Below are 22,406 nucleotides of genomic sequence, written 5' to 3' on the forward strand. Positions count from 1 at the left end.
TGTTTTGGTTGATAAAACTAAGATAGCCTTAATTATTTTATAATATCAGAATAATATGGTAACAAACCTGAACCTCAACTCGTAATAAGGCCGGCCAGCAGGTTAAATAAGGCATATTTATAACTAAATACAATATTTTTATTTTACTTTAGATTAATTTATTTTTTATAGTAGAAATATTTGGTTATCAGGGGATTTTTAAGCGCGCTAACGGTTGCTTTGTGTATCAATATTATTACAATTGACAATAATATTTGGCCGGAATGACATTTATAATTTAATTTTATCTTCCTCTTAATTAACTGGTTATGATCAGCGCACGATCTAAAAATGTATTGTTGGTGGCTCCCGATAATTTTTCGGTTGAATTATTTCCTGAAAAGAAAATGTTCAGGCATCTTTCTGCTGTAAACAGTATTTTCCCTACTATACATGAGCTTAAGCCCAACCTGGTAATATTTGATTATGATCATGTAAATAAGGACATTGAAAAAATATTACGCCGTATGACTTCAAATCCGGCTTACAAAAAAATAAAGATCTGCTGTTACAAAAATACCTCTCATACCAAAACCGATGGTTTATTAAAGGCGCTTGGCGTTGATTATATATTTTATCAGGATGATCTTAAAAAATCAGTCGAAGGTAAAAACGCCAGCAGTATATTCTCAACCATTTTTGAAATGCCTATTATTAACCTCCTGGCCCGGGCTTCTCACTAATTTATAGCTTGTCTCTTTTTAAATGCGGCCTGCTTATTAAAATAATACGCCAGGCAATTTCAGCACTTAGCAAAGCTCCTATGGCAAATACTGCAGCCTTAAGCGCCTCGGGAGTTGACGAAAACGCACCGCCGAGGGCAACTATATAAACAATAAATGGCAGCAGGAGCACAAGGCAAAGTCCCGTAACATCTAAAGGAACACGAAAAGGCCGGATTTTATGAGGTTCCTTTATCCTGAGTTTTATAAGCGAAATATATTCCAGCGATAAACCCGCGCCATATACCGTTACATCAATAATAAGCAAATCAGCAAAGGTCCATAATATCATCAAGCTAACCACCAGCGAGCAAATGATAATGGAGATATAGGGGGTTTTAAACCTGCGGTGAAGTCTGTTTAAACCGGCTGGTAGTAAATTATCTTCAGACATTACCTGGGGCACCCGCGATACCGATAACAGTACAGCGGCGTAAATACCCAGTGTACTGGCCATGCCGCCAGCAGCAACGGCAATGCCCAGCCACTGTCCGCCTATCAACACACCCAATGCCGGGAAACCATCATTAGTTAAAGTATCATGGTTAATGCCCGATTGCTGCGCTACCCAGGTAATAAAAAAGTAAACTACCATAACCAGTACAAAAGCAGTAATCATTGATACTTTATAAGAGCGAACGGGTTTTTCAACCTCCTCGGCATAGGTGGTAATATTGTCCCAGCCCAGACAGTTCCACATTACGGTGTATAAGGCCATCCCAAACGACGGAAAAGAAATACCTTTTAATGACGGTGCCGGTACAGCTAAGCTGCCACTGTGTTGATAAATAGCCAGAACAACCAGCACAATAACGGGCGCCAGCACGGCCGCGCTTAAAAACAAGGACACCTTACCTACTGGCACTATACCCAATATATTTAACCCCGCCGATGCCCATATAATAAGCAAACAAACAGGCACCTGATATTGCAGCAAACCCGGAAAAAAGAATGAAGCGTACTGCACAAACAGAACCGGATAAATAGCCAGGTCAACAAAGGTATAAAGCCAGGTCCACCAGCCTTCGTAAAAACCCCAGCGGGTGCCTAACGCATATTTAACCCATTTATAATAGCCGCCGGTTACGGGCATCATGCTATTGAGTTCCATCACTGTAAATATGGCCGGCACATCCCAAAGCAACGGCGTAAACAATAGTATGAGCAGGGCGCCATGATCGCCTGCGTAACTTAACAGAGGCTCTAGTCCGTAAGGGCCCCCGGAAACAGTAAAAAAGATAACAGCGATAAGCTGTATAGGCCTGATTTTTTTTAAAGCAGCGGCTGACGGCATAAGCCATAAAAATATAATTTATACTGCATTTATTAAAGCAATGTGTGCTTATTTAACAGTCTATAATATTTAATATCATGTATTTATACAAAATAATACACAACCAAACCATAACTAAATAATTAGATGCGTTAGTATTTAACTTTATCTTAAACTTTAAACCATCATGAAAACCAATAGTAATCCTGTCCTGCTGCTTGGCGTTAGTATTATTTTATTTATCGCCGCCTGTAAAAAAAATACAGAAGCACCTTCAACTGTTTCCGACATAGACAAACTGGGGGTAATGAGCGCCACGGCTGCTGCAAAAGCCCATGCCTCCTTAACGGTGGTAACCTTTGCCGGGCACATTAATTCATTTGGATATGCGGATGGTACAGGCAGTACGGCCTTCTTCAATTATCCGGCTGGGATTGACTTAATGGATGATGGGACGCTTTATGTGGCCGATAGTTATAATAACAAGATTCGTAAAATAACACCAGGCAATGTGGTGTCAACAATACCCATCCCTAATGCTAGCGATGGCGCAAGCCTGGTGTATCCCCGATCGGTAAGGGTATCAAAAGATGGAAGCATTAATATAATATCGGATGGAAGGCATAATATTTTGATCCTGAAACCGGGAGGCGCGCTGTCGACACCGGCAGTTTCATTACGACAGGGCGAATTCAGCGGGGTTACCTCTCTTGAACATGATCCCTACAGCGATATTCTTTGGATGAGCACCAATGCCAGCTTCCGGAAATTTTTGCCGGATAATGCCGGAAATATTGGGATAAATCCATACTATGTACCTGTTGACTCATTGAAATATTTACCAAATCCTTATACATCATATTATATTATGGCGCTTTATTGCGGATATAACGGAATAAAATATTTAGCTATGGACGGTAAACATATATATAAGTACACTCCATCAGGGTTATTTACTGAGATTTATAAAGACCTGAAATTTAATGGTATTACGAGCATAATAGCCTCAAAAGATAGCCGGGTTTTATATATCGCCGACCAGGGGGCAATAAAAAGCATCGTTAACGGAAAACTTCAGTTCCTTGTCGGGCCGAATAATAAATACCCTTTTGGTCGTGATGGAGTTGGGTCACAAGCGGGTGTTTATGCCCAGAGCCTGGCGTTATCAAAAGACGAAAGCACAATTTACTTTAGCGACAATTCCTGTATTCGGAAACTCTATTTAAGATAATTATCCGCACAAATAATGTTTATACAGCAAGGGGTTGTTTATAATTATAAACAACCCCTTGCTTATTTTTATTCTGGCTACAAACTCAACCACTTTTTCCGCACCTGCAATTGCTGAGGTGTAGCATTATCAACCGGTACAATTTGGTATTTAACCCGTGCGTTTTTTAACAGGGTGACCGGTATGGTAAGCGGCAGGCCGTCGCGGGTCACACTCACTTGTATTTTATCGCCCGGTTTTTTACCATCAAGCATAGTTCCGGCATCGGTAATGGGGTTGTTATCAATAGCAACAAGCTCATCATTAACATTAATACCATCGATATATGCCGCGGTGCCACGCAGCACACTGGTAACAATAACCTTTTTATTACCATTGGTGGCGGTAATTAAACCAAGCGCCGGATCATTGTTATCTGCCAGCTCATCGGTAATTTTGTAACCTGCATAGCCCAGGTATTGATTATAATCTACAGGCGTTAGGCCATTGATATATTTTTTATAAAAATCATCAAGCTTTTTACCGGCAAATTTTTCAAACCCTTTTTTAAACTCACCATCGGTATAGCCGCGTTTTTTGGTCTTATAATACTCAGTGTACATATATTTCATCACATCATCAAGCGAATATTTGCCCCCGCTGCTGTTAATGATTTCCAGATCGAGCATCATACCTATAATAGCCCCTTTGTTGTAATATGATATAGTAGAGTTGGCAGAGTTTTCGTTTGGCCGGTAAGCCTTTATCCAGGCATCAAAACTTGATTCGGCTACGGTTTGTACATCTTTACCCGGCAGGTTTTCCAATATATTAAACTCGGTTACCAGGGCGTCAAGATAATTTTCTACGGGGTAAAGATTGGTGCGGCGCACTATTATTTCCTGGTAATATTCAGTAAAACCCTCGGCTATCCAAAGGTTGGTAGTATAGTTCTCGTTATCATAATCAAAGGGACCAAGCACCACCGGGCGCAGGCGTTTTACATTCCACAGGTGAAAATGTTCATGAGCGGCCAGGGCTAAAAAATTCTTATACCCCTTTTCGGTACCATAGGCATCGCGCGAAACGCCTAACACAGTGGAGCTCAAGTGTTCCAGGCCGCCACCGCTTTTTAAATGATTATGTATAATAAAGACGTAGTGACTGTTGGGGTTTTCGCCATAAATAGCAGCCTCTTTCTCCACGATCTGATGCAGGTCTTTTTTAATACGCTCCTTATCATAATTACCGCCGCCATACATACATACCTCATATTTTACACCGGATGCATTAAAACCAAAAACATCCTGGTTACCCACCTCAATAGGCGAATCGAACAGGATATCATAGTTAGGGGCACGCCTGGTAAACGGATCGCCGTTAACCATTTCTAAACTGGTTGAAACCTGGGCCCAGCCCTTGTATGGTTTAATGTTAATGGTTGATGGCTGGTGCATCATGTTAGCCGGATAAATAAATATACCTGATGTAGACAAGAAAGCATGCGACGCGTCGATATAGCTGGTGCGTACCGAGTTTTCGTTAGCATATACCCTGTATTTAATAGTTAATGCCGATATGCCTTTGGTAGTGATACGCCAGGTGTTTTTATTGATCTTACGCGGAGCTAATGGTTTTGTTCTAGCTGCGGCGCTTAACGATTCAATATTTTTTGCAAACTCCCTTACCAGGTATGAGCCGGGTGTCCATACGGGCATTTTCAGATCGAGTATATCCTGATTTAAATCTGAAATATGCATTTCAATATCGGCATAATGCGCCTGAGCCTCTGGAAACGAAACGGTGTAGGATATGATAGTGGTATTTTGAGCCTTACTGGTAGGTAGATTCATAAAAAAACATATTAAAGTAACAGCGACAACAGGCTTAATCGATTTCATGGCCGCAAGTTAAAAAAATTATAGATTTCAAAAATCCATGTCCAAACGGGTACTTGTAAAATGGTTGATACATACAACTATTTTAATACCAGACTGTTTATGTTTGCGACACCCTTATATTAATGAAATTAATAGAGCCCATATCGCGCAAACTGATACGCCTTGGTAAATTGTACCAAAGCGTACTGGCCCGGCATACGGCACACCTCGACGTAAATCAATACCATTATATTCTGTCGCTAATTTGTTACCATGATGGGCAATTATCCCAAAAGGCGCTGGCAGAAATATTAGGCAAGGATAAATCAGCCATGGTTAACATCATTAACCTGCTTAGCGCCAAAGGATTTGTTTACCGTGAAAACAATCCTAATGACCGCCGCGAGCAAATACTAAAAGTTACAGAAAAGGCAAAACAGGCGGTACCGCATATTGTGGAAACCTTTAAAAACATGAACGCCGACATTACGCAGGGTATATCAGCAGCAGATATGCAAATATTTGAAAGCGTTTTGTTGCGTATGCATAATAATATAAGCAAAGAACAACAACCTGACTAAAAACTAAAATCACAAAATGATTGATTCACTATGAGAACAAGGTATATCATTTACATCGCGCTGGCATTGCTGGTTGCTTATTTAATTTACAACAAATTTTTCAGCCCTCATGCTAAAGAATCGGCTGCTGCTATAGCCGCGGGCGGCAAGGGTAGTAAAGGGCGCAAAAACGGACCTGTGTCTGTTAATATCATGATTGTAAAGGATACCGCCGTTAACAATATTATAGATGTAACCGGATCAATTGATGCCAATGAAAAAGTAAGCCTGGTAAGCCAAACCGCCGGCAACATTACCGGCATATATTTTACCGAAGGCAGCAAGGTAAAAAAAGGACAGTTGCTGGTAAAAGTATATAACCAGGATCTGGAGGCGTCGCTGCAACAGATTAAATACCAGGAAACCCTGGCCAAACAGAATGAATACCGTAACAAGATATTATTGCAGAAAGAAGCTATAAGCCAGCAAGAGTATGATACCTCGTTAACTTCACTTAACTCGTTAAAAGCACAGGGTGACGTAATCAGGGCGCAAATATCACGCACAGAGATACACGCACCTTTTTCGGGCACCATTGGCTTGCGTAACGTGAGCCCCGGTGGCTACCTGTCGCCACAATCTCCTATTGCGCAGCTGGTAAATATTGACCCGGCTAAAGTTACTTTTTCGGTTCCTGAGCGCTACTTATCCATCATTGGCCCGGGCAGCAAAATTAGGTTTAATACCGAAAGCTCGAGAGAAAATTTTACAGCTACCGTTTATGCTATTGAGCCATCAATTGATGTAAATTCACGTACTATAACAGTGAGGGCTAAAGCACCCAACCCCAAAGGCTTACTTACGGCGGGAGGCTTTGCAAAAATTAATTTAACACTTGATCAGATACCCAAAACTATTTTATTACCAACACAGGCGGTTATACCCGATTTAAAAAGCAGCCTGGTTTACGTTTATCAAAATGGTGTAGCTGTATCAAAACCAGTAAAAACCGATATGCGCACAGATACCAAAATACAAATCATTGACGGTTTAAAACCCGGCGACAGTGTGGTGGTATCGGGCCTTATACAAATGCGACCAAAAGTTCCTTTAAAAATTGCTAAAGTAATTAAGTAAAGCTATGAGTTTATCCTCAGTTAGTATTAAAAGGCCGGTACTGGCAACAGTAATGTCAGTAGTTATTGTCGTGTTTGGCATTATCGGCTACAAATTTTTAGGGGTACGCGATTTCCCTTCTGTGGATCCGCCAATCATATCAGTATCCACCAGCTATTCTGGCGCAAATGCCGATGTAATTGAATCGCAGATAACCGAGCCGCTTGAACGGGCCATCAATGGTGTGCCGGGTATCCGTAACCTATCGTCCAATAGCTCTGTTGGGTCAAGCAATATCACCGTGGAATTTGACCTGGATGCCGATCTGGAAACGGCTGCCAACGACGTACGCGATAAAGTTGGCCAGGCACAGCGTCAATTGCCACAAGACATAGATGCGCCGCCGGTAGTTACCAAGGCTGATGCTAATGCAGATAACATTATTACCCTGGAGGTTAGCAGTAATACGCGTAATATTAATCAACTGGATGATTATGCCGAAAACGTACTGCAGGAGGGCCTGCAAACTATACCCGGCGTAAGTGCTGTTAACATACAGGGCCAGCGGCAGTATGCCATGCGTTTATGGATAGACCCAAGCAAACTAACCGCACAGGGTGTAACAGCTACCGATATTTCAGCTGCTCTGGCTAAAGAAAATGTGGAACTGCCTGCCGGAAAAATTGAAGGTAATAATACAGAAGTTACCATCAGGGCACTGGGCAAGCTTTCAACTGAAAAAGATTTTAATGATCTTATTATCCGCTCAGACAGTAACCGGGTGATCCGCCTGCGGGATATTGGATACGCGGTTTTAGGATCGGCCAACGAGGAAACCATATTTAAGGAATCGGGCGTACCCATGATCGGTTTGGCCATTGTTCCGCAGCCGGGCGCCAATTATGTGCAAATAGCCAAGGATTTTTATAAACGCCTTGACCAGATTAAGAAAGATCTTCCACCCGATATTTCGGTAAAGGTAGCTCTGGATAATACCCGATTCATTAACCAGTCCATATCTGAGGTGCAGGAAACGCTCATTGTTTCGTTCGTGCTGGTGGTAATCATCATCTATCTGTTCTTCCGCGACTGGCTTATTGCTTTCCGTCCGCTGATCGATATACCGGTATCATTGATAGGGGCTTTCTTTATCATGTATATTTTTGGTTTTTCCATTAATATATTAACCCTGCTGGGTATCGTGCTGGCAACGGGCCTGGTGGTTGATGACGGTATTGTAGTAACGGAGAATATATATAAGAAGGTAGAAGCCGGTATGGCAATCCGTAAGGCTGCCTTTGAGGGGTCGGCCGAGATCTTTTTCGCGGTGGTATCTACCTCGGTTACGCTGGCAGCAGTGTTTTTACCCATAGTGTTCTTACAAGGTTTTACGGGCCGTTTATTCCGTGAATTTGCGGTAGTAGTGGCCGGAGCGGTATTAATATCGGCATTTGTATCTCTGTCGTTAACACCAATGCTTAATGTTAAGCTGATCCGCAAAAGCAATAAAAAATCAAAATTCTACGAAAAAACCGAGCCGTTCTTTGTGAACATGACCAACTCTTATACAGAAACGCTGGTTAAGTTCATGAAAGTACGCTGGGTATCATTCGTGATCCTGGCTGTATCGCTTATACTTATAGGGGTTTTGGTAAGGATTATACCCTCTGAGCTTGCCCCGCTTGACGACCGCAGTTTGCTGCGTTACAGCGTAACGGGATCTGAAGGTGCTACTTATGAGTATATGACCAGGTATATGGATAAGGTAGCCAAGCTGGTTGATGATTCTATACCCGAAGCAACGGTTAATTTTGAGATTGTTTCGCCGTCATTCGGCGGAAGGGGTGCCAATACAGGTTTTGGGCGGGTAGGGCTCGTTCCTCCCGATGAGCGTGTCCGCACCCAGCAGCAACTGGCCGATTGGCTAAATAAAAAACTAAGCAAAATGCCCGATGCCCGTGCTATTGTGGTACAAGAGCAAACCATAAGCGGTGGCGGTAGCGGGTCAAAAACATCATTGCCGGTACAGTATGTAATTCAGAACCAGGATTTTGAAAAAATAAGGGCTGTGCTTCCGAAATTTTTTGCCGAGGTTTCCAAAAGCCCTGTTTTCCAGGGAACGGATGTGGATCTTAAATTTACCAAGCCCGAACTGCGTGTAACTACCGACCGTGACAGGGCGCGGGACCTGGGCGTATCGGTTGATGATATTGCTCAAACCTTACAATTGTATTATAGTGCCGGACGCTTAGATTATTTTTTAATAAACGGAAAACAATACCAGGTAATTGCCCAGGTTGACCGCGCCAACCGCGATCAGCCACTTGATCTTAAATCAATTTACCTGCGTAGTACTAAAGGCGGTTTGGTACAGTTGGATAACGTGGTAAAGGTTTCTGAAGCGGCAACCCCGCCGGCTATTTATCACTTTAACCGGTATAAGTCGGCAACCATATCGGCAGGTTTGGCCCCTGGCCGAACTGTAGGCGATGGCATTAAAGAGATGGACCGTATAGCCGCAAGCATGCTCGATGAAACATTCAGTACAGCGCTCAGCGGCCCATCACGTGACTATGCCGAAGGTTCATCAAACATATTGTTCGCTTTTGGCTTTGCGCTGTTATTGATCTACCTGGTACTTGCTGCCCAGTTTGAAAGTTTTATGGACCCCTTTATAGTGATGCTAACTGTACCTCTGGCTATTTCGGGAGCGTTTATATCCCTATGGCTATTTAACCAAACACTCAATATCTTCAGCGAGATCGGGATCATAACCCTGGTAGGACTGGTAACTAAAAACGGTATCCTTATTGTGGAGTTCGCCAACCAGCGTATGGAACATGGCGTAGCCAAATACGAAGCCGCTATTGAGGCCGCCACCGCACGTTTACGCCCTATATTAATGACCAGTTTGGCGGTGGTACTGGGTTCGGTTCCAATCGCTTTCGCGTTGGGTGCTGGCGCAAAAAGCCGTGTGTCGTTAGGTATTGTAATTATGGGTGGTATGCTATTCTCCCTGGTGCTTACGCTCTATATTATCCCGCTCATGTATGTGATATTTGCTTCAAAAACCCGTGTCGATCCCGATCATTTACCGGAAGATGTGGCTGTCGAAGAAGAAAAAACACCTAACCTTATTGAAAACTTTTAAGCAGTATGATCTCTAAAAAAATTGCTTTCTTTATTTTTTGCAGTATAGCTTTTAGCGCGACGGCATGGGCGCAGGACGTACCCATGCTTACGCTAAAAGACGCGGTAGAGATAGCCTTGAAAAACAACTATAATATAAAGTTGTCGCAAAACAACTCCACTATTGCGGCAAACAATGTAACCCTGGGTAACGCAGGTATATTACCACAGCTTGCAGGTAATTTTTCAACCAGCAGCAGCAGGCAAAAAACCAAACAAACACGTAATGATGGCACCGTTAATAACATCAATGCCCATAACTCCAATAACAGTTACGGCGTAAACCTAAACTGGACTGTTTTTGACGGGTTTAACATGTTTGCCACTTATGATCAGTTAAAAACGCTTGATACCCTGGGTGCCATAAGGTTAAAAGACACCATTCAAACTACCATTGCCAACGTAATTACTACTTATTACGATCTGATAAGTCAAGCCGAACAGATAAAGGCCCTTAAAGGTGCTATTGATATTTCGCGCACCCAGCTGCATTACGCAACTGATAAATTTAGCGTAGGCCGGGCTTCAAGACTTGATGTATTAAACGCCCAGGTAAATCTAAACACCGATACGGCCAACCTGGTTACGCAGTATCAGCAGTTTAAGACTATTAAAATCCAGCTCAATCAGTTACTGATCCGTGATCTGCAAACTGATTTTTCTGTTGCCGATACCATTCTTGTTGATGATAAGCTAACGCTGGCCGAAATAATTAACAGCGCTCAGCTGCAAAATCCGGCAATTTTATCAGCGCAAATCAATAAACGTTTGGCCGAGATTAACTTAAAACAGGTACGCTCAACCCGGTATCCACAGGTTGGTGTAACATCTGGCTATACGTTTTCAAACAGCACAACACCCGCTGGTTTTACCTTGTCGCAAAACGTACATGGATTAAACTACGGACTAACGGCTACTATCAACATTTTTGATGGCTTTAACCAGAACAGGCGCGAAAAGAATGCTAAAATACAAATAGACAATGCCAATATCAGCGCAAAACAAACCCGGTTGTCTGTTGAAGCACAGATCAATAATTTTTTTGTAAGTTACTTATCCGGTCTTGATCTCATTAAACTGGGGCAGGCTAACGTGGTTATCGCGAAAAAGAATCTTGATATATCATTAGAGAAATATAAACTGGGTAACATCACCCCTCTTGAAATAAGGGAAGCGCAGCGCAATTACCTTGACGCACAATCGAAGTTTTTTGTTGCCCAATATCAGTCAAAACTTGCTGAAGTAACTTTAAAACAGATCACCAGCAGCATAAATATTAATTAATACGAATACGCATTTATTTAACAGGTGTGTTTTTTTAAATTGTTTTAAAAAGCTACTTTTGAAACAATGTTAAATCCCTACAAAACCTGTTTGTTAATTGATGATAACTACATCGACAATTTTGTTACGCGCAGGATTTTGGAAAGCAGTAATTTTGCCGAACAGATTATTGTAAAACAATCGCCGGCTGAGGCTATTTCTTCCCTTAGTGATGGCAGCATTAAACCCGATGTCATATTTTTGGATATTCGTATGCCCCTGATGAATGGATTTGAGTTTTTGCAGGAATATGACTTGCTTTCAATTGATAAAGAGAACATTAAAATATTTATGCTTTCTTCATCCCTCGACCCTACTGATATGAAGGAATCATTGGGGAACAAATACATAACCCAGTTCATTCATAAGCCACTAACCACTAAAGCGCTCCAAGAAATTTGTCAATGATTTTAGTTGCCGATAGCGGATCTTCAAAAACAGACTGGCTGCTTAGCACCCGCGGGCAGGAATTGATATCTTTCCAAACCTCCGGATTAAACCCGTATTTTTTAACAGAAAAAGAGATAACTAAAATAATACAGGACCAAGTGCCAGAAATGGTAGCCCATGCTGCCGATGTTGAAGAAATATATTTTTTTGGCGCCGGCTGCTCGAGTCCCGACAGGCATGAAATTGTTTCGAACGCCATAAGCCAGCTATTTAACAAAGCATTTATAAGTGTTGATAGCGATTTGTTAGGTTGCGCTTACGCCACCTGCGGATATGAAAAAGGCATTTGCTGTGTATTGGGAACGGGTTCAAACATTTCTTATTTTGATGGCGAAAATATACATGACGGCCAGCATGGCCTGGGTTTTGTTTTAGGAGATGAGGGCTCGGGCACATGGTTCGGGAAAACGCTGATCACCGATTTTTTATATGGTAATATGCCTGCCGATATTAACCAGGAGTTTGACAAAGCCTACACCATCAATAAAGAAATTGTGATCAAAAATGTTTATCAAAAACCTAATGCCAATACCTACCTGGCCTCTTTCTCAAAGTTTATAAGCGAAATAAAAACGACACCATACGGTCAGGCCCTGTTAGAAAAAGGATTGGTAGAGTTTATTGACACCAACATCAAATCGTACCCTGAATACCATCGTTACAAATGTCATTTTGTAGGCTCCATAGCTTACTCGTTTATCGGCGAATTGACCGAACTATGCCACCAGCATGGTGTAAAAACGGGAAAGATCATTAAACAACCCATTAATGATTTGATGGCTTTTATCCTGAAAAGGAACGGGCTGTAGATTAAATTTGTTATGCTCATGCCGTTCAGTATTTTTCAAACTGAATCTCATTCCAAAACGCAACTAATTGATTGTCAGTTAAAATGAGATGTTCCGAAATAGACTCTAAAAAGCTTAATATGCTGATTGTCAGCAACTAAGAGTGTTCACGGCTATTCACGGTGTTCATCGTGAACAGCCGTGAACAGCGGCTTTTTACTTAGTGTATTATTTGTTTACATTAGCAATATCTATTGCTGCCTCATGAAAAATACTTACACTATATTTTTAATATTGGCTCTTGCTGCTCTTAGTTCCTGCTCGCTCAAAGGCCCTTATGCCTTAACCAACAAAGTGTACAAACACCAGACAGATTCGGTAGTGAATGTTATAGAACAAACACAGCCGCCCATGCTGGTTGACAGTGCCGGTGCTGCTGTGCCCGGCGAGTGGGTGGGTACGGTAAACTTTAATCTGCGCAAGCCTAACTACGTGATCATCCACTTTACCGCGCAGGATTCTATACAACAAACGCTCAAAACCTTTACGCTGGTACGGCCGCAGGTGAGCGCCCATTACGTGGTGGCTAAAGACGGAAAGGTGTTCCACATGCTGAACGATTACCTGCGGGCCTGGCACGCGGGCATAAGCCGCTGGGGCAGCATTACCGATATGAACAGCTGTTCCATCGGCATTGAGATTGACAATAACGGTAACGAGTCGTTTAATGATGTGCAGGTGAAAAGTCTGCTGGCGCTGTTAGCACAGCTAAAAAAGGTGTATAATATACCAACTGGAAACTTTATCGGTCACCAGGATATTGCCCCGTTGCGTAAACCCGACCCAGGACCATTCTTCCCCTGGAAACTGTTGGCTCAAAAAGGTTTCGGCTATTGGAGCGACGAACTGCTGGAGCTGCCTCCCGATAACTTTGACTATGCCACCGCCCTCAAACTCATAGGCTATGATACCCGCGACCTTACTGCCGCTATCGTAGCCTTCAAACGGCACTTCGTGCAAACGGATGTTACACCCACCATGACCCAGCTTGATCTGAATATTCTGTATAATGTGTACAGAAAGTATGCCCCTTAACCCTCTGAAGGGGGAGTTCTTGATTTGCTTGGTGAAATAAAAGCCATTCTTTTTCAGAACGGCTTTTACATGTTTAGTAACTCTCCCTTCAGGGGGCTGGGGGACTCTTCCATCCATCCTTCAAGGTCACGGTGCGGTTAAACACGAGGTGATCTGGGGTAGAGTATTTATCTAAAGTAAAATAGCCTTTACGCATAAACTGAACGGCTTTGCCGGGTGTGGCATTGGCCAGGTCGGGTTCAATGTAGGCGGTTGGCAGTATATGTAAGCTGTTTGGGTTCAGGTAGTCTTTAAAGTCACCATCTTCATTTGATGGATCTTCTACCTGGAACAGGCGGTCGTATAACCTAACCTCGGCAGTTTTGGCGTGGGGTACGCTTACCCAGTGAATGGTTCCCTTAACGTTGATGCCGCTGGTGTCGTTGCCTGATTTTGATTCGGGCAAGTAGGTACAGTGGATCTCGGTTACGTTGCCATCTGCATCCTTTACAAAATCATCACAGCGGATGATATAAGCATTTTTTAAACGCACCATCAGGCCAACACCCAAACGGAAGAATTTCTTGGGTGGAACTTCCATAAAGTCCTCGCGTTCTATCCACAGCTCGCGGCTAAACGGAAACTCACGACTGCCATCACCACCTTCAACCTCGGGGTTGTTTTCGCCGTGCATAATTTCGGTTTCGCCCTCAGGGTAGTTGGTCAGGATACATTTAATAGGGTCGAGTACAGCCATGCGGCGCCACGCGGTCTTGTTCAGGTCCTCACGGATACAAAATTCCAGCAAACCTACATCTATCATGTTTTCGCGTTTGGCTACGCCAATGCGGTCGCAAAACTCACGGATACTGGCAGGGGTATAACCACGGCGGCGCAAACCGCTAATGGTTGGCATCCGCGGATCGTCCCAGCCTTCTACATGTTTTTCCTCTACCAATTGCAGTAGCTTGCGCTTGCTCATTACGGTGTAGTTAAGGTTTAAACGAGCAAACTCGTATTGTTTTGACGGAAAGACGTTCAGTTGTTCAATAAACCAATCATACAGCGGACGGTGCGGTACAAATTCCAGTGTACAAACAGAATGGGTAATTTGCTCAATAGCGTCAGACTGCCCATGGGCAAAATCATACATCGGGTAAATACACCAGGTATCGCCGGTACGGTGATGGTGCGCGTGTTTGATGCGGTACATCAATGGGTCGCGCAGGTGCATGTTTGGCGATGCCAGATCAAGCTTGGCCCGCAATACTTTGGCGCCGTCGGGGTATTTGCCGGCTTTCATATCGGCAAACAGCTGCAGATTTTCTTCTACAGAACGGCTGCGGTACTGGTTTGGTGTGCCGGGCTCTGTAGGCGTACCTTTTTGCGCTGCTATCTCTTCGGCGCTGCTGTCATCAACATAAGCCAGCCCGTGTTTAATAAGGGTTACGGCAAACTCGTATAATTTATCAAAATAGTCTGAAGCGTATAACTCTTCGGCCCATTCAAAACCAAGCCATTTGATGTCTTCCTTAATGCTATCTACATATTCGGTTTCCTCCTTAGTAGGGTTGGTATCATCAAAACGAAGGTTGGTTTTGCCATTATATTTTTTCGCCAGTCCAAAATTTAAACAAATAGATTTGGAGTGCCCTATGTGCAGGTAGCCATTTGGCTCGGGCGGGAAACGGGTTAATATCCTGCCGCTGTTTTTACCGGCAGCTATATCTTCTTCAACAATTTCCTCTAAAAAATTCAGTGATCTTTCTTCGCTCATAAATAAAGTAGCAATAACTGCAAAAGTAGCAAAAAAGATTAAGCCCCCGAACGGGCCTCACCTAAATCCTCTCCAAAGGAGAGGATTTAGGTGAGGCCCGCCGTTTAGGTGAGACTTAAGGCGCCGGAGGAATATCGGCCTCTTTAATAATATTATGGTTGATGAGGATATGCATCAGCAGGTCAACAGAAGTATTGCGGTCGATATCTAAACACAAGTTTAATCGCCGGCCAATTTTTACCTGGCAAATGTTGTAGTGAAATTCCAGTATTAAACCACTCAAGCTGCCCGAATTGATCACGATGGTTTCATCATCAACAACCTCATAGGTGTTGCTGGTGCGGTTAAAATAGCTGCACAGGTTTTTAATAAGGCGATATATGGGCAATGACAGGATCATAAATTCACGACTCTAAAATAGCGTTTAATCTTCGTTTAATAATACCTTCTTTAACATAAGCAGGCAGTAAACTGTTAAGTAAAACCAGCATACGGTTAACCATACCGGGGATGATCTCTTTTTTACCTTTCAGCAGTCCGTCAATAGCAATCCGGGCTACCTGGTCGGGCTCCAAAATAGTGGCTTTTGATATGCCTTTGAGGCTGTTATTCATTACCAGTAATTCGGGTTTGGTGTTGATGCCACCTGGGCTAAGCAAACTGATCTTCACGTTTGATGTATGCAGTTCCAGTTGCAGACATTTGGTAAAATAGCGTATGAATGATTTGGTAGCGCCATAAACCTGTTTTTTGGGCACAACAAACAGTCCGCCCAAGCTACCCACATTTAAAATGTACGATGTAACGGTGGCGTCTGCTTGGGCCAGGAACAGGCGGGTGAGCAACACGGGAGTAATAACATTAAGTTCTATCTGCATTTTATAGAAAGCAATGTTCTTATCCTCAAACCACGACCAATTACCTAACCCTGCATTGTTGATAAGTAAATGCGCCTTGATGTTTTGCTCCTGTAAATAATTAAATATCTCCGGGTAGCTTTCTGTTCGGGTAAGGTCTGTTTCTATGTGAGATACTTTCACCGAAAAGTTTTTGCGGATAAAGGATGCGAGTTCGGATAAACCTGATCCCGGCAAGGCCACCAATACCAGGTTAATGTTACGGCCGGCCAGTTCAATGGCGAATGATTTTCCCAGGCCCTCGCTGGCGCCGGTTACTATAGCGGTCAATTGTTGCATAAGTTTACTTGATTGATTTCTGAACCATGATTCACTGGATTACAAGATTCTGCTGATTTTTTATCTATAACCTCAACGTCTTTATTGTTTGATCCTCTCATATAATTAACGGTTTTGAGCATGCCTTCGGAGAAGGGGGTTATACGGTAGCTCAGGTCATTTACGGCTTTATTGCTGCAATATTTTTGATCGTATTTAAGGCGGTCGGCAAATTCGGGTAAAAATAAAGGAGGTAGACCTGTGAGCCAGGTTTTGAGCCATTCCAATCGACTATATAAGGCAATAGCCTTTAGCGGTATCCTGATCATGCCGAGTTGTTTGCCCGATAACTGCTGCAGGGTTCTGAAAAATTCATTAAAGCTGATGTCATGTCCGCCTAAAATGTAGCGTTCGCCGCTAACGCCTTTGTTCATAGCCGCGATGTGCCCGGCTACAACGTCATCTAAAAAAGCATAATTAGCTACCTGCTCGCCGCTGCCGGGTATAAAGCGCCATGTGCCCTTTAAATATCCCGAAACCATTTTACCCACAGTATTGCTGTCGGTAATGGGGCCTTCGCCATATACCCGCGATGGGTTTACGGTTACCACCTGCATGCCCTGTTTTACAAAGCTTTGCACTTCCAGCTCGGCGAGGTATTTGGTGCGCTCGTATGCAATCGGGAAGCCGGTTACGCGCGGGTCGGTTTCGGTCATGGGGTGTTTTATGGTTGGTCCCCATACCCCGCAAGTTGATGTATATACTATTTTTTGTACACCGGTATTGCCCGCCGTTTGTAACACGTTGCGCGTGCCGTTAACATTGGTTTCATGATAAGCATCAGGATTGCGGCACCACATTTTTGCCATGGCCGCCGTGTGATAAACCTGGTTGCAGCCCTGCATTGCTTTTTTCAGGATTTGCGGGTGCAATATGTTGCCTAATACCGGCTCAATGTTTTTATGTTTTATCAGGTAGGGGTGATCGATATTGCGGCATAAGGCTTTTACCTCATGGCCGGCTGTGGCCAGCGCCAGGGTAAGCTGCCTGCCAATAAATCCGGTTGCTCCTGTTACTAATACTTTCATACAGGTATTACATCCTGCTATTTATTTACCCCTATGTGTTATAAATATTTTTTAATATTTGTTTTTAGTGCTGATATTGAGGTAAATTACCCTATAGTTTTATATCATAAAATAATTAAATTTGAAAACAGCATTATAAACCATTATCAATATGAACACCTACCCGGATCCTTATATGGGATTTTCAGATATGACCGCCGAAGAAATGGGCTTCTTGCAGCAGGCCACTGCCGAACTTAGCGAGAGCCAGAAAAAATACTTTTATACCGTTTACGGCAGCAAGCGGAAAAACTCACAGGAAATAATGATTTTTACTTTGCTGGGTTTTGGCGGCCTCGCCGGCATCCATCGTTTTGTTTTGGGGCAGATAGGGATGGGTATTCTTTATTTTTTTACCGGAGGCCTTTGCCTTGTCGGAACTATTGTTGATCTGGTTAAATATAAAGCGCTTACGCTGGAGTATAATAAAAATATGGCCTATGAAAGCCACCGTATGGCTGTAATGAGCAATTAAATCATACGCTTTAAATGCTTTATACCCATATTTGTTCATGAAATTAGCCGTACTTACTGCCTATCTTGAAAGCCTGGCTCCGTTGGTGTACCAGGAAGACTATGATAATGCGGGCCTTATTGTAGGCAACCCGGAACAGGAGGTATCACAGGCGCTGTTATCGCTTGATTGTACCGAAGCGGTGGTTGACGAAGCCATTGCCACTGGCTGCCAGGTTATCATATCGCATCACCCTATAGTTTTCAGAGGCCTAAAAAAATTTAATGGCAAAACCTATGTGGAAAGGGTGGTGGAGAAAGCTATCCGCAACCGTATAGCCATTTATGCCACACATACCAATCTGGATAATATTATGGGTGGCGTAAACCAGCGTATTTGCGATACGCTGGGCCTAAAAAACTGCCGCATACTGGTGCCCAAACATAACCTGTTAAAAAAACTGGTAACCTTTGTGCCCCAAAGCCATGCCGATGAGGTGCGCAATGCTTTATTTGCAGCGGGTGCCGGTAACATTGGTAACTACAGCGAAACAAGTTTTAATGTCGAAGGCGCCGGCACTTTTAAAGGAAACGACTCGACCAACCCTTATGTAGGCGAACCCGGCAAACGCCACCTGGAGAACGAGGTGCGCATAGAAACCGTTTACCCGGCCAACCTGGAGAGCAAAATATTAATGGCGCTGGTACTGGCGCATCCGTATGAGGAGGTGGCTTATGACCTTTTTAACTTAACCAATCAGCACCAGCAGGTAGGCTCAGGTATGATAGGCGAATTGGAAATTCCGCAGAACGAGGAGTCATTCCTGTTTCATGTGAAAGATAAAATGCGCACTCATGTAATAAGGCATACCAAATTAACTGGTAAACACGTTAAAAAAGTAGCAGTATGCGGTGGCGCCGGAGGCTTCTTGTTAAAACATGCCATATCGGCAGGAGCCGACGTTTTTGTCACCGCAGATTACAAGTATCATGAGTTTTTTGATGCCGAAGGAAAGATAGTGATTGCAGATATCGGACACTTTGAGAGTGAACAATTTACGGCGCAATTATTGTATGAAATAATAAGGAAAAAATTTCCTATCTTTGCCGTCCGTTTAACAGAAGTAAATACAAACCCCGTCAAATATTTTATTTAATGGAACAAACCGTAGAACAAAAGCTTAAAGCTTTATACGAACTACAAACCATCCACACCAAAATTGACCGGATTCGCCAGGTAAGAGGCGAACTGCCAATGGAAGTTGCCGATCTGGAAGATGATGTTGCTGGTCTTGAAACCCGCATTCAGAAGATCAAAGCCGAGCTGGATGATGTAGAGGATGAAATAGTAACTCGCAAAAACCTGATCAAAGAAGCCCAGGCCAATATTAAAAAATACGAAGCGCAACTTAACGAAGTTAAGAACAACCGTGAGTATGATGCCATATCAAAAGAAATTGAGATACAGGGTCTTGATATACAGGTAAGCGAGAAAAAAATACGTGAGCATGGTTTTGAGATCACTTCAAAAACCCAGGTTTACGAAAAAGCCCTTGCCGATCTGGAGGCACGCAGGAGCGACCTTGATGCCAAAAAAGATGAGTTAGGCACCATTACCGCCGAAACTGAAAAGGAAGAAACCGAACTTACCTCACAGGCAGAAAAAGCGACCGGAAACATTGAAGAGCGTTTATTAACCGCTTACAACCGTTTGCGCCAGAATGCTAAGAATGGCTTAGCGGTGGTGACCATTCAGCGTGATTCATGCTCAGGATGTTTTAACCAGATTCCGCCTCAGCGCCAGTCTGATATCCGTCAGCGTAAAAAAATCATCGTTTGCGAGCATTGCGGCCGTATTTTGGTTGACGAGCAAATGGCTCTTGAAGCTGAAGAAGCATAAGCAATTACTTATAAAATATATAAAGGCGCCCGTAAGGCACGAATGGTCGGAAGATTTTATCTTCCGACTTTTTTTGTTTTTCAGGCTTAATGTTTTGTATTTAAGCATTTGATTATCAATCATTTACTTGTTTTTCTCATTGATTTTGAGTATATTAAAAGCTGTAAATCAATCAGATATGACGATATTTAAAGATCATAACATTGCTGTAAAACAGCTTTTAGGTTTCATTCCGGAGGCGCTGATAGCAAATTTGTCGCTCACAAGCAAGATCGATCATTACGCAAAGGTTTTGCATGGCAATAAGCTGTTTTATTTGCAGCTCTATGGTATTTTAGACAACGACAGGCTTAGCCAGAGAAGCCTTGAGGACACGTTCAATGCTTCGGTATTTAAAGTGCTTTTTAACCTTGATGAAGATGAAAAGGTCTGCAGGAGTTCCATTTCGGAAAGGTTGTCTAAGGTTGACCCGGACTATTTCAGACAGATCTATGAATACATCTACGAGCGTTTTTCCTGCTCCTATACGTTAAGGGAAAGAAAGCAGTATAATCTCATCCGTGTAGACAGCACTATAGTCAGTGAAACCGCCGGCAAGCTAACCGCAGGCATTGTCAATGCCGGCAGTAGCAAGAAAGCAATCAAATATAGTCTTGCTTTTGATGGCTTGCTGCCAGGCCTTGCGCAGGTCTTTACCAGCCCAAAGTATGGCAACGAAGATAATGCACTGCCCGAGGTTGTCATGGCGCACGTAAAGAAAGAACCCGGGCATCAAAATATCTATGTACTGGACAGGGGGCTTCAATCTACCCGGACAATGAAAACTTTCAGTGAAAGTGAGCTAAACTTCATCTGTCGTTCAAAGGAGAACAGAAAGTTCGAATGGGTAGAATCGCTGATCACTGAAGGGCAGAACATGGATATGGGGGGATCCATTTTGCTTAGAGATAGCATTGTCCGGCTCTATACAGGTATGCCTATAGCCAACAAGCGGGGGAATAAACATTACAGAGAGGTACAGGTGGATCGTCCTTTTCGCCTGGTTGTCGTAAAAAGTAAATCCGATGATGGTAAAGAGTACTGGCTGTTAACCAATGAGTTCGACTTATCAGCCAAAGACATCGCCCAAGCCTACCGCAGGCGTTGGGACATCGAGGTTTTTTTTCGGTTCCTCAAACAAGAACTCAACGTGAGCCACCTGGTTTCGCTAAATAAAAACGGTCTACAGGTTATGTTATATATGACATTGATAACCAGTATGCTGGTATTGATCTACAAAAAGGGGAATAAACAGGGTTATAAAACTTCTAAAAGACGATTTGCTATGGAAGTCAGAGACTTGGCCATTGCTTTAATTGTTGTACAATGTGGTGGTGATCCCGGCCTCTTTTTTAAGACATAAAAAATGGCCGGAATTTCTTCCGACCATTCGTGCCCGTAAGGCGCCTTTTTTATTGCCCTGTTTTTTATTTGTGAACAATAATAATTGATGATACATTTAGCATAGAAATTACAACCACAGCTATGATGGTAGAGATATTAAAAAAAATGTTTTTGAGAGATCTGGGTAAACTTAAAACCGAGATTGAGCTATACAAAGATGAGCAGAAGATATGGTATATTGAAAAGCAGATCACCAATACGGCGGGTAACCTTTGCCTGCACCTGCTTGGGAGCCTGAACAATTTTATCGGCGCCGAGCTGGCCGGAACAGGGTATATAAGAAACCGCGACCTTGAATTTTCATCGGACTCGGTGCCAAGAGAACAATTGCTGAAAAGTATTGATGATACTATGCTCATGATCGCCTCGGCCTTTGATAATATCACCGATGCGCAGCTGGAAGAGAATTTTCCGAAACCCGTATTTAATGAAACGGTAACTAACGCGTTTTTGGTGACGCACATGATCGTCCACCTTAACTACCACCTGGGGCAAATCAACTATCACCGGCGTTTACTGGATAATTAAAGAATCCGCATGATGCCAAAATCAAGGGCGACTTATTTAATACTCATTATTATAACCATTATCACGGGTTTGCTTTCCCGGCATTTCACCTTTATCCCGTTATTTATAGGCGATATTCTTTGGGCGCTGATGGTTTACTTCATTATGCGTTTCTTGTTTATAACACGCCCTGTTAAGTTTATTGTGATAGTAAGTCTGCTGTTTTGTTATGCCATTGAGTTTAGCCAGTTGTATCAGGCGCCATGGATAAATGATCTGCGGCATACGCTATTTGGTCACCTGGTTTTAGGCGAAGGGTTTTTATGGAACGATCTGCTGTGTTATACAATAGGCGTGGGAATAGGGATTTGGGTTAATACCAGGCTTCGCAGGTAATTAA

General features: G+C 43.0%; 21 protein-coding genes. 15 read left to right on the forward strand and 6 right to left on the reverse strand.

The genetic code is table 11. From position 1 onward, the window contains the following. Nucleotides 1–308: 308 nt before the first annotated feature. Nucleotides 309–722, forward strand: coding sequence for a hypothetical protein (locus SNE25_RS02610; protein ID WP_321563533.1), 414 nt, complete (start codon nucleotides 309–311; stop codon nucleotides 720–722). A gap of 1 nt (nucleotide 723) precedes the next feature. Here the strand turns inward: SNE25_RS02610 and SNE25_RS02615 are convergent, their stop codons facing one another. Further along, complete coding sequence (locus tag SNE25_RS02615) at nucleotides 724–2,055, reverse strand: APC family permease (protein ID WP_321563534.1); 1,332 nt, start codon at nucleotides 2,053–2,055, stop codon at nucleotides 724–726. Nucleotides 2,056–2,221: 166 nt separating this feature from the next. Here SNE25_RS02615 and SNE25_RS02620 point away from each other — a divergent pair, with 166 nt between their 5' ends. Beyond that, the gene (locus SNE25_RS02620) at nucleotides 2,222–3,265 is read left to right on the forward strand and encodes an NHL repeat-containing protein (RefSeq protein ID WP_321563535.1); all 1,044 of its coding nucleotides are present in this window, start codon (nucleotides 2,222–2,224) and stop codon (nucleotides 3,263–3,265) included. Nucleotides 3,266–3,342: 77 nt separating this feature from the next. Here the strand turns inward: SNE25_RS02620 and SNE25_RS02625 are convergent, their stop codons facing one another. Next, the gene (locus SNE25_RS02625) at nucleotides 3,343–5,097 is read right to left on the reverse strand and encodes a M61 family metallopeptidase (protein ID WP_321563536.1); all 1,755 of its coding nucleotides are present in this window, start codon (nucleotides 5,095–5,097) and stop codon (nucleotides 3,343–3,345) included. Between the two features lie 170 nt (nucleotides 5,098–5,267). On the opposite strand from SNE25_RS02625, the gene SNE25_RS02630 reads away from it, so the two are divergent. From SNE25_RS02630 to SNE25_RS02660, 7 genes are all read left to right on the forward strand, one after another. Continuing rightward, a complete protein-coding gene (locus SNE25_RS02630) occupies nucleotides 5,268–5,705 on the forward strand; it encodes a MarR family winged helix-turn-helix transcriptional regulator (RefSeq protein WP_321563537.1) in 438 nt (145 codons plus the stop codon). Between the two features lie 30 nt (nucleotides 5,706–5,735). Continuing rightward, a complete protein-coding gene (locus SNE25_RS02635) occupies nucleotides 5,736–6,821 on the forward strand; it encodes an efflux RND transporter periplasmic adaptor subunit (RefSeq protein ID WP_321563538.1) in 1,086 nt (361 codons plus the stop codon). A gap of 4 nt (nucleotides 6,822–6,825) precedes the next feature. Next, a complete protein-coding gene (locus tag SNE25_RS02640) occupies nucleotides 6,826–9,951 on the forward strand; it encodes an efflux RND transporter permease subunit (RefSeq protein ID WP_321563539.1) in 3,126 nt (1,041 codons plus the stop codon). 5 nt (nucleotides 9,952–9,956) lie between these two features. Continuing rightward, nucleotides 9,957–11,273: a TolC family protein gene (locus SNE25_RS02645; RefSeq protein ID WP_321563540.1), complete on the forward strand. Its 1,317-nt coding sequence runs from the start codon at nucleotides 9,957–9,959 to the stop codon at nucleotides 11,271–11,273. Between the two features lie 66 nt (nucleotides 11,274–11,339). Then, complete coding sequence (locus tag SNE25_RS02650) at nucleotides 11,340–11,720, forward strand: response regulator (RefSeq protein WP_321563541.1); 381 nt, start codon at nucleotides 11,340–11,342, stop codon at nucleotides 11,718–11,720. After that, nucleotides 11,717–12,571, forward strand: a complete 855-nt coding sequence (locus SNE25_RS02655; protein WP_321563542.1) for a BadF/BadG/BcrA/BcrD ATPase family protein — start codon at nucleotides 11,717–11,719, stop codon at nucleotides 12,569–12,571. Before SNE25_RS02650 ends, SNE25_RS02655 begins: the two co-directional genes overlap by 4 nt. A 243-nt stretch (nucleotides 12,572–12,814) precedes the next feature. Then, complete coding sequence (locus SNE25_RS02660; protein ID WP_321563543.1) at nucleotides 12,815–13,645, forward strand: N-acetylmuramoyl-L-alanine amidase; 831 nt, start codon at nucleotides 12,815–12,817, stop codon at nucleotides 13,643–13,645. Between the two features lie 88 nt (nucleotides 13,646–13,733). Here the strand turns inward: SNE25_RS02660 and SNE25_RS02665 are convergent, their stop codons facing one another. The 4 genes from SNE25_RS02665 to SNE25_RS02680 form a co-directional block, all read right to left on the reverse strand. After that, nucleotides 13,734–15,401, reverse strand: a complete 1,668-nt coding sequence (locus tag SNE25_RS02665; protein WP_321563544.1) for a glutamine--tRNA ligase/YqeY domain fusion protein — start codon at nucleotides 15,399–15,401, stop codon at nucleotides 13,734–13,736. 115 nt (nucleotides 15,402–15,516) lie between these two features. Beyond that, on the reverse strand, nucleotides 15,517–15,801 hold the full coding sequence (locus tag SNE25_RS02670; protein WP_321563545.1) for a hypothetical protein: 285 nt from the start codon (nucleotides 15,799–15,801) through the stop codon (nucleotides 15,517–15,519). A 4-nt stretch (nucleotides 15,802–15,805) separates the two neighbouring features. Next, nucleotides 15,806–16,597, reverse strand: a complete 792-nt coding sequence (locus SNE25_RS02675) for an SDR family NAD(P)-dependent oxidoreductase (RefSeq protein ID WP_321563546.1) — start codon at nucleotides 16,595–16,597, stop codon at nucleotides 15,806–15,808. After that, nucleotides 16,585–17,664: an NAD-dependent epimerase/dehydratase family protein gene (locus SNE25_RS02680; protein ID WP_321563547.1), complete on the reverse strand. Its 1,080-nt coding sequence runs from the start codon at nucleotides 17,662–17,664 to the stop codon at nucleotides 16,585–16,587. The genes SNE25_RS02675 and SNE25_RS02680 overlap by 13 nt, the downstream gene beginning before the upstream one ends. Before the next feature lie 151 nt (nucleotides 17,665–17,815). Between SNE25_RS02680 and SNE25_RS02685 the strand changes: the two genes are divergently transcribed. The 6 genes from SNE25_RS02685 (at nucleotide 17,816) to SNE25_RS02710 (ending at nucleotide 22,402) form a co-directional block, all read left to right on the forward strand. Continuing rightward, entirely contained in the window at nucleotides 17,816–18,178 is a 363-nt protein-coding gene (locus tag SNE25_RS02685) for a TM2 domain-containing protein (protein ID WP_321563548.1), read from the forward strand. A gap of 37 nt (nucleotides 18,179–18,215) precedes the next feature. Then, the gene (locus SNE25_RS02690) at nucleotides 18,216–19,313 is read left to right on the forward strand and encodes a Nif3-like dinuclear metal center hexameric protein (RefSeq protein ID WP_321563549.1); all 1,098 of its coding nucleotides are present in this window, start codon (nucleotides 18,216–18,218) and stop codon (nucleotides 19,311–19,313) included. Beyond that, entirely contained in the window at nucleotides 19,313–20,056 is a 744-nt protein-coding gene (locus tag SNE25_RS02695) for a zinc ribbon domain-containing protein (protein ID WP_321563550.1), read from the forward strand. Before SNE25_RS02690 ends, SNE25_RS02695 begins: the two co-directional genes overlap by 1 nt. A gap of 178 nt (nucleotides 20,057–20,234) precedes the next feature. Beyond that, complete coding sequence (locus tag SNE25_RS02700; RefSeq protein WP_321563551.1) at nucleotides 20,235–21,458, forward strand: IS4 family transposase; 1,224 nt, start codon at nucleotides 20,235–20,237, stop codon at nucleotides 21,456–21,458. 122 nt (nucleotides 21,459–21,580) lie between these two features. Continuing rightward, the gene (locus tag SNE25_RS02705) at nucleotides 21,581–22,027 is read left to right on the forward strand and encodes a DinB family protein (RefSeq protein WP_321563552.1); all 447 of its coding nucleotides are present in this window, start codon (nucleotides 21,581–21,583) and stop codon (nucleotides 22,025–22,027) included. 9 nt (nucleotides 22,028–22,036) lie between these two features. Continuing rightward, nucleotides 22,037–22,402, forward strand: a complete 366-nt coding sequence (locus tag SNE25_RS02710; RefSeq protein ID WP_321563553.1) for a ribosomal maturation YjgA family protein — start codon at nucleotides 22,037–22,039, stop codon at nucleotides 22,400–22,402. The last annotated feature ends 4 nt before the right edge of the window (nucleotides 22,403–22,406 follow it).

Source organism: Mucilaginibacter sabulilitoris, from assembly GCF_034262375.1.
GTDB classification, from domain to species: Bacteria; Bacteroidota; Bacteroidia; order Sphingobacteriales; family Sphingobacteriaceae; genus Mucilaginibacter; species Mucilaginibacter sabulilitoris.

What these genes read in the sequence shown, in the direction of transcription:
- SNE25_RS02610 (WP_321563533.1), top strand. Translation starts at nt 309, where the DNA reads ATGATCAGCGCACGATCTAAAAATGTATTGTTGGTGGCTCCCGATAAT.
- SNE25_RS02615 (WP_321563534.1), bottom strand. Translation starts at nt 2,055, where the DNA reads ATGCCGTCAGCCGCTGCTTTAAAAAAAATCAGGCCTATACAGCTTATC.
- SNE25_RS02620 (WP_321563535.1), top strand. Translation starts at nt 2,222, where the DNA reads ATGAAAACCAATAGTAATCCTGTCCTGCTGCTTGGCGTTAGTATTATT.
- SNE25_RS02625 (WP_321563536.1), bottom strand. Translation starts at nt 5,097, where the DNA reads ATGAATCTACCTACCAGTAAGGCTCAAAATACCACTATCATATCCTAC.
- SNE25_RS02630 (WP_321563537.1), top strand. Translation starts at nt 5,268, where the DNA reads ATGAAATTAATAGAGCCCATATCGCGCAAACTGATACGCCTTGGTAAA.
- SNE25_RS02635 (WP_321563538.1), top strand. Translation starts at nt 5,736, where the DNA reads ATGAGAACAAGGTATATCATTTACATCGCGCTGGCATTGCTGGTTGCT.
- SNE25_RS02640 (WP_321563539.1), top strand. Translation starts at nt 6,826, where the DNA reads ATGAGTTTATCCTCAGTTAGTATTAAAAGGCCGGTACTGGCAACAGTA.
- SNE25_RS02645 (WP_321563540.1), top strand. Translation starts at nt 9,957, where the DNA reads ATGATCTCTAAAAAAATTGCTTTCTTTATTTTTTGCAGTATAGCTTTT.
- SNE25_RS02650 (WP_321563541.1), top strand. Translation starts at nt 11,340, where the DNA reads ATGTTAAATCCCTACAAAACCTGTTTGTTAATTGATGATAACTACATC.
- SNE25_RS02655 (WP_321563542.1), top strand. Translation starts at nt 11,717, where the DNA reads ATGATTTTAGTTGCCGATAGCGGATCTTCAAAAACAGACTGGCTGCTT.
- SNE25_RS02660 (WP_321563543.1), top strand. Translation starts at nt 12,815, where the DNA reads ATGAAAAATACTTACACTATATTTTTAATATTGGCTCTTGCTGCTCTT.
- SNE25_RS02665 (WP_321563544.1), bottom strand. Translation starts at nt 15,401, where the DNA reads ATGAGCGAAGAAAGATCACTGAATTTTTTAGAGGAAATTGTTGAAGAA.
- SNE25_RS02670 (WP_321563545.1), bottom strand. Translation starts at nt 15,801, where the DNA reads ATGATCCTGTCATTGCCCATATATCGCCTTATTAAAAACCTGTGCAGC.
- SNE25_RS02675 (WP_321563546.1), bottom strand. Translation starts at nt 16,597, where the DNA reads ATGCAACAATTGACCGCTATAGTAACCGGCGCCAGCGAGGGCCTGGGA.
- SNE25_RS02680 (WP_321563547.1), bottom strand. Translation starts at nt 17,664, where the DNA reads ATGAAAGTATTAGTAACAGGAGCAACCGGATTTATTGGCAGGCAGCTT.
- SNE25_RS02685 (WP_321563548.1), top strand. Translation starts at nt 17,816, where the DNA reads ATGAACACCTACCCGGATCCTTATATGGGATTTTCAGATATGACCGCC.
- SNE25_RS02690 (WP_321563549.1), top strand. Translation starts at nt 18,216, where the DNA reads ATGAAATTAGCCGTACTTACTGCCTATCTTGAAAGCCTGGCTCCGTTG.
- SNE25_RS02695 (WP_321563550.1), top strand. Translation starts at nt 19,313, where the DNA reads ATGGAACAAACCGTAGAACAAAAGCTTAAAGCTTTATACGAACTACAA.
- SNE25_RS02700 (WP_321563551.1), top strand. Translation starts at nt 20,235, where the DNA reads ATGACGATATTTAAAGATCATAACATTGCTGTAAAACAGCTTTTAGGT.
- SNE25_RS02705 (WP_321563552.1), top strand. Translation starts at nt 21,581, where the DNA reads ATGATGGTAGAGATATTAAAAAAAATGTTTTTGAGAGATCTGGGTAAA.
- SNE25_RS02710 (WP_321563553.1), top strand. Translation starts at nt 22,037, where the DNA reads ATGATGCCAAAATCAAGGGCGACTTATTTAATACTCATTATTATAACC.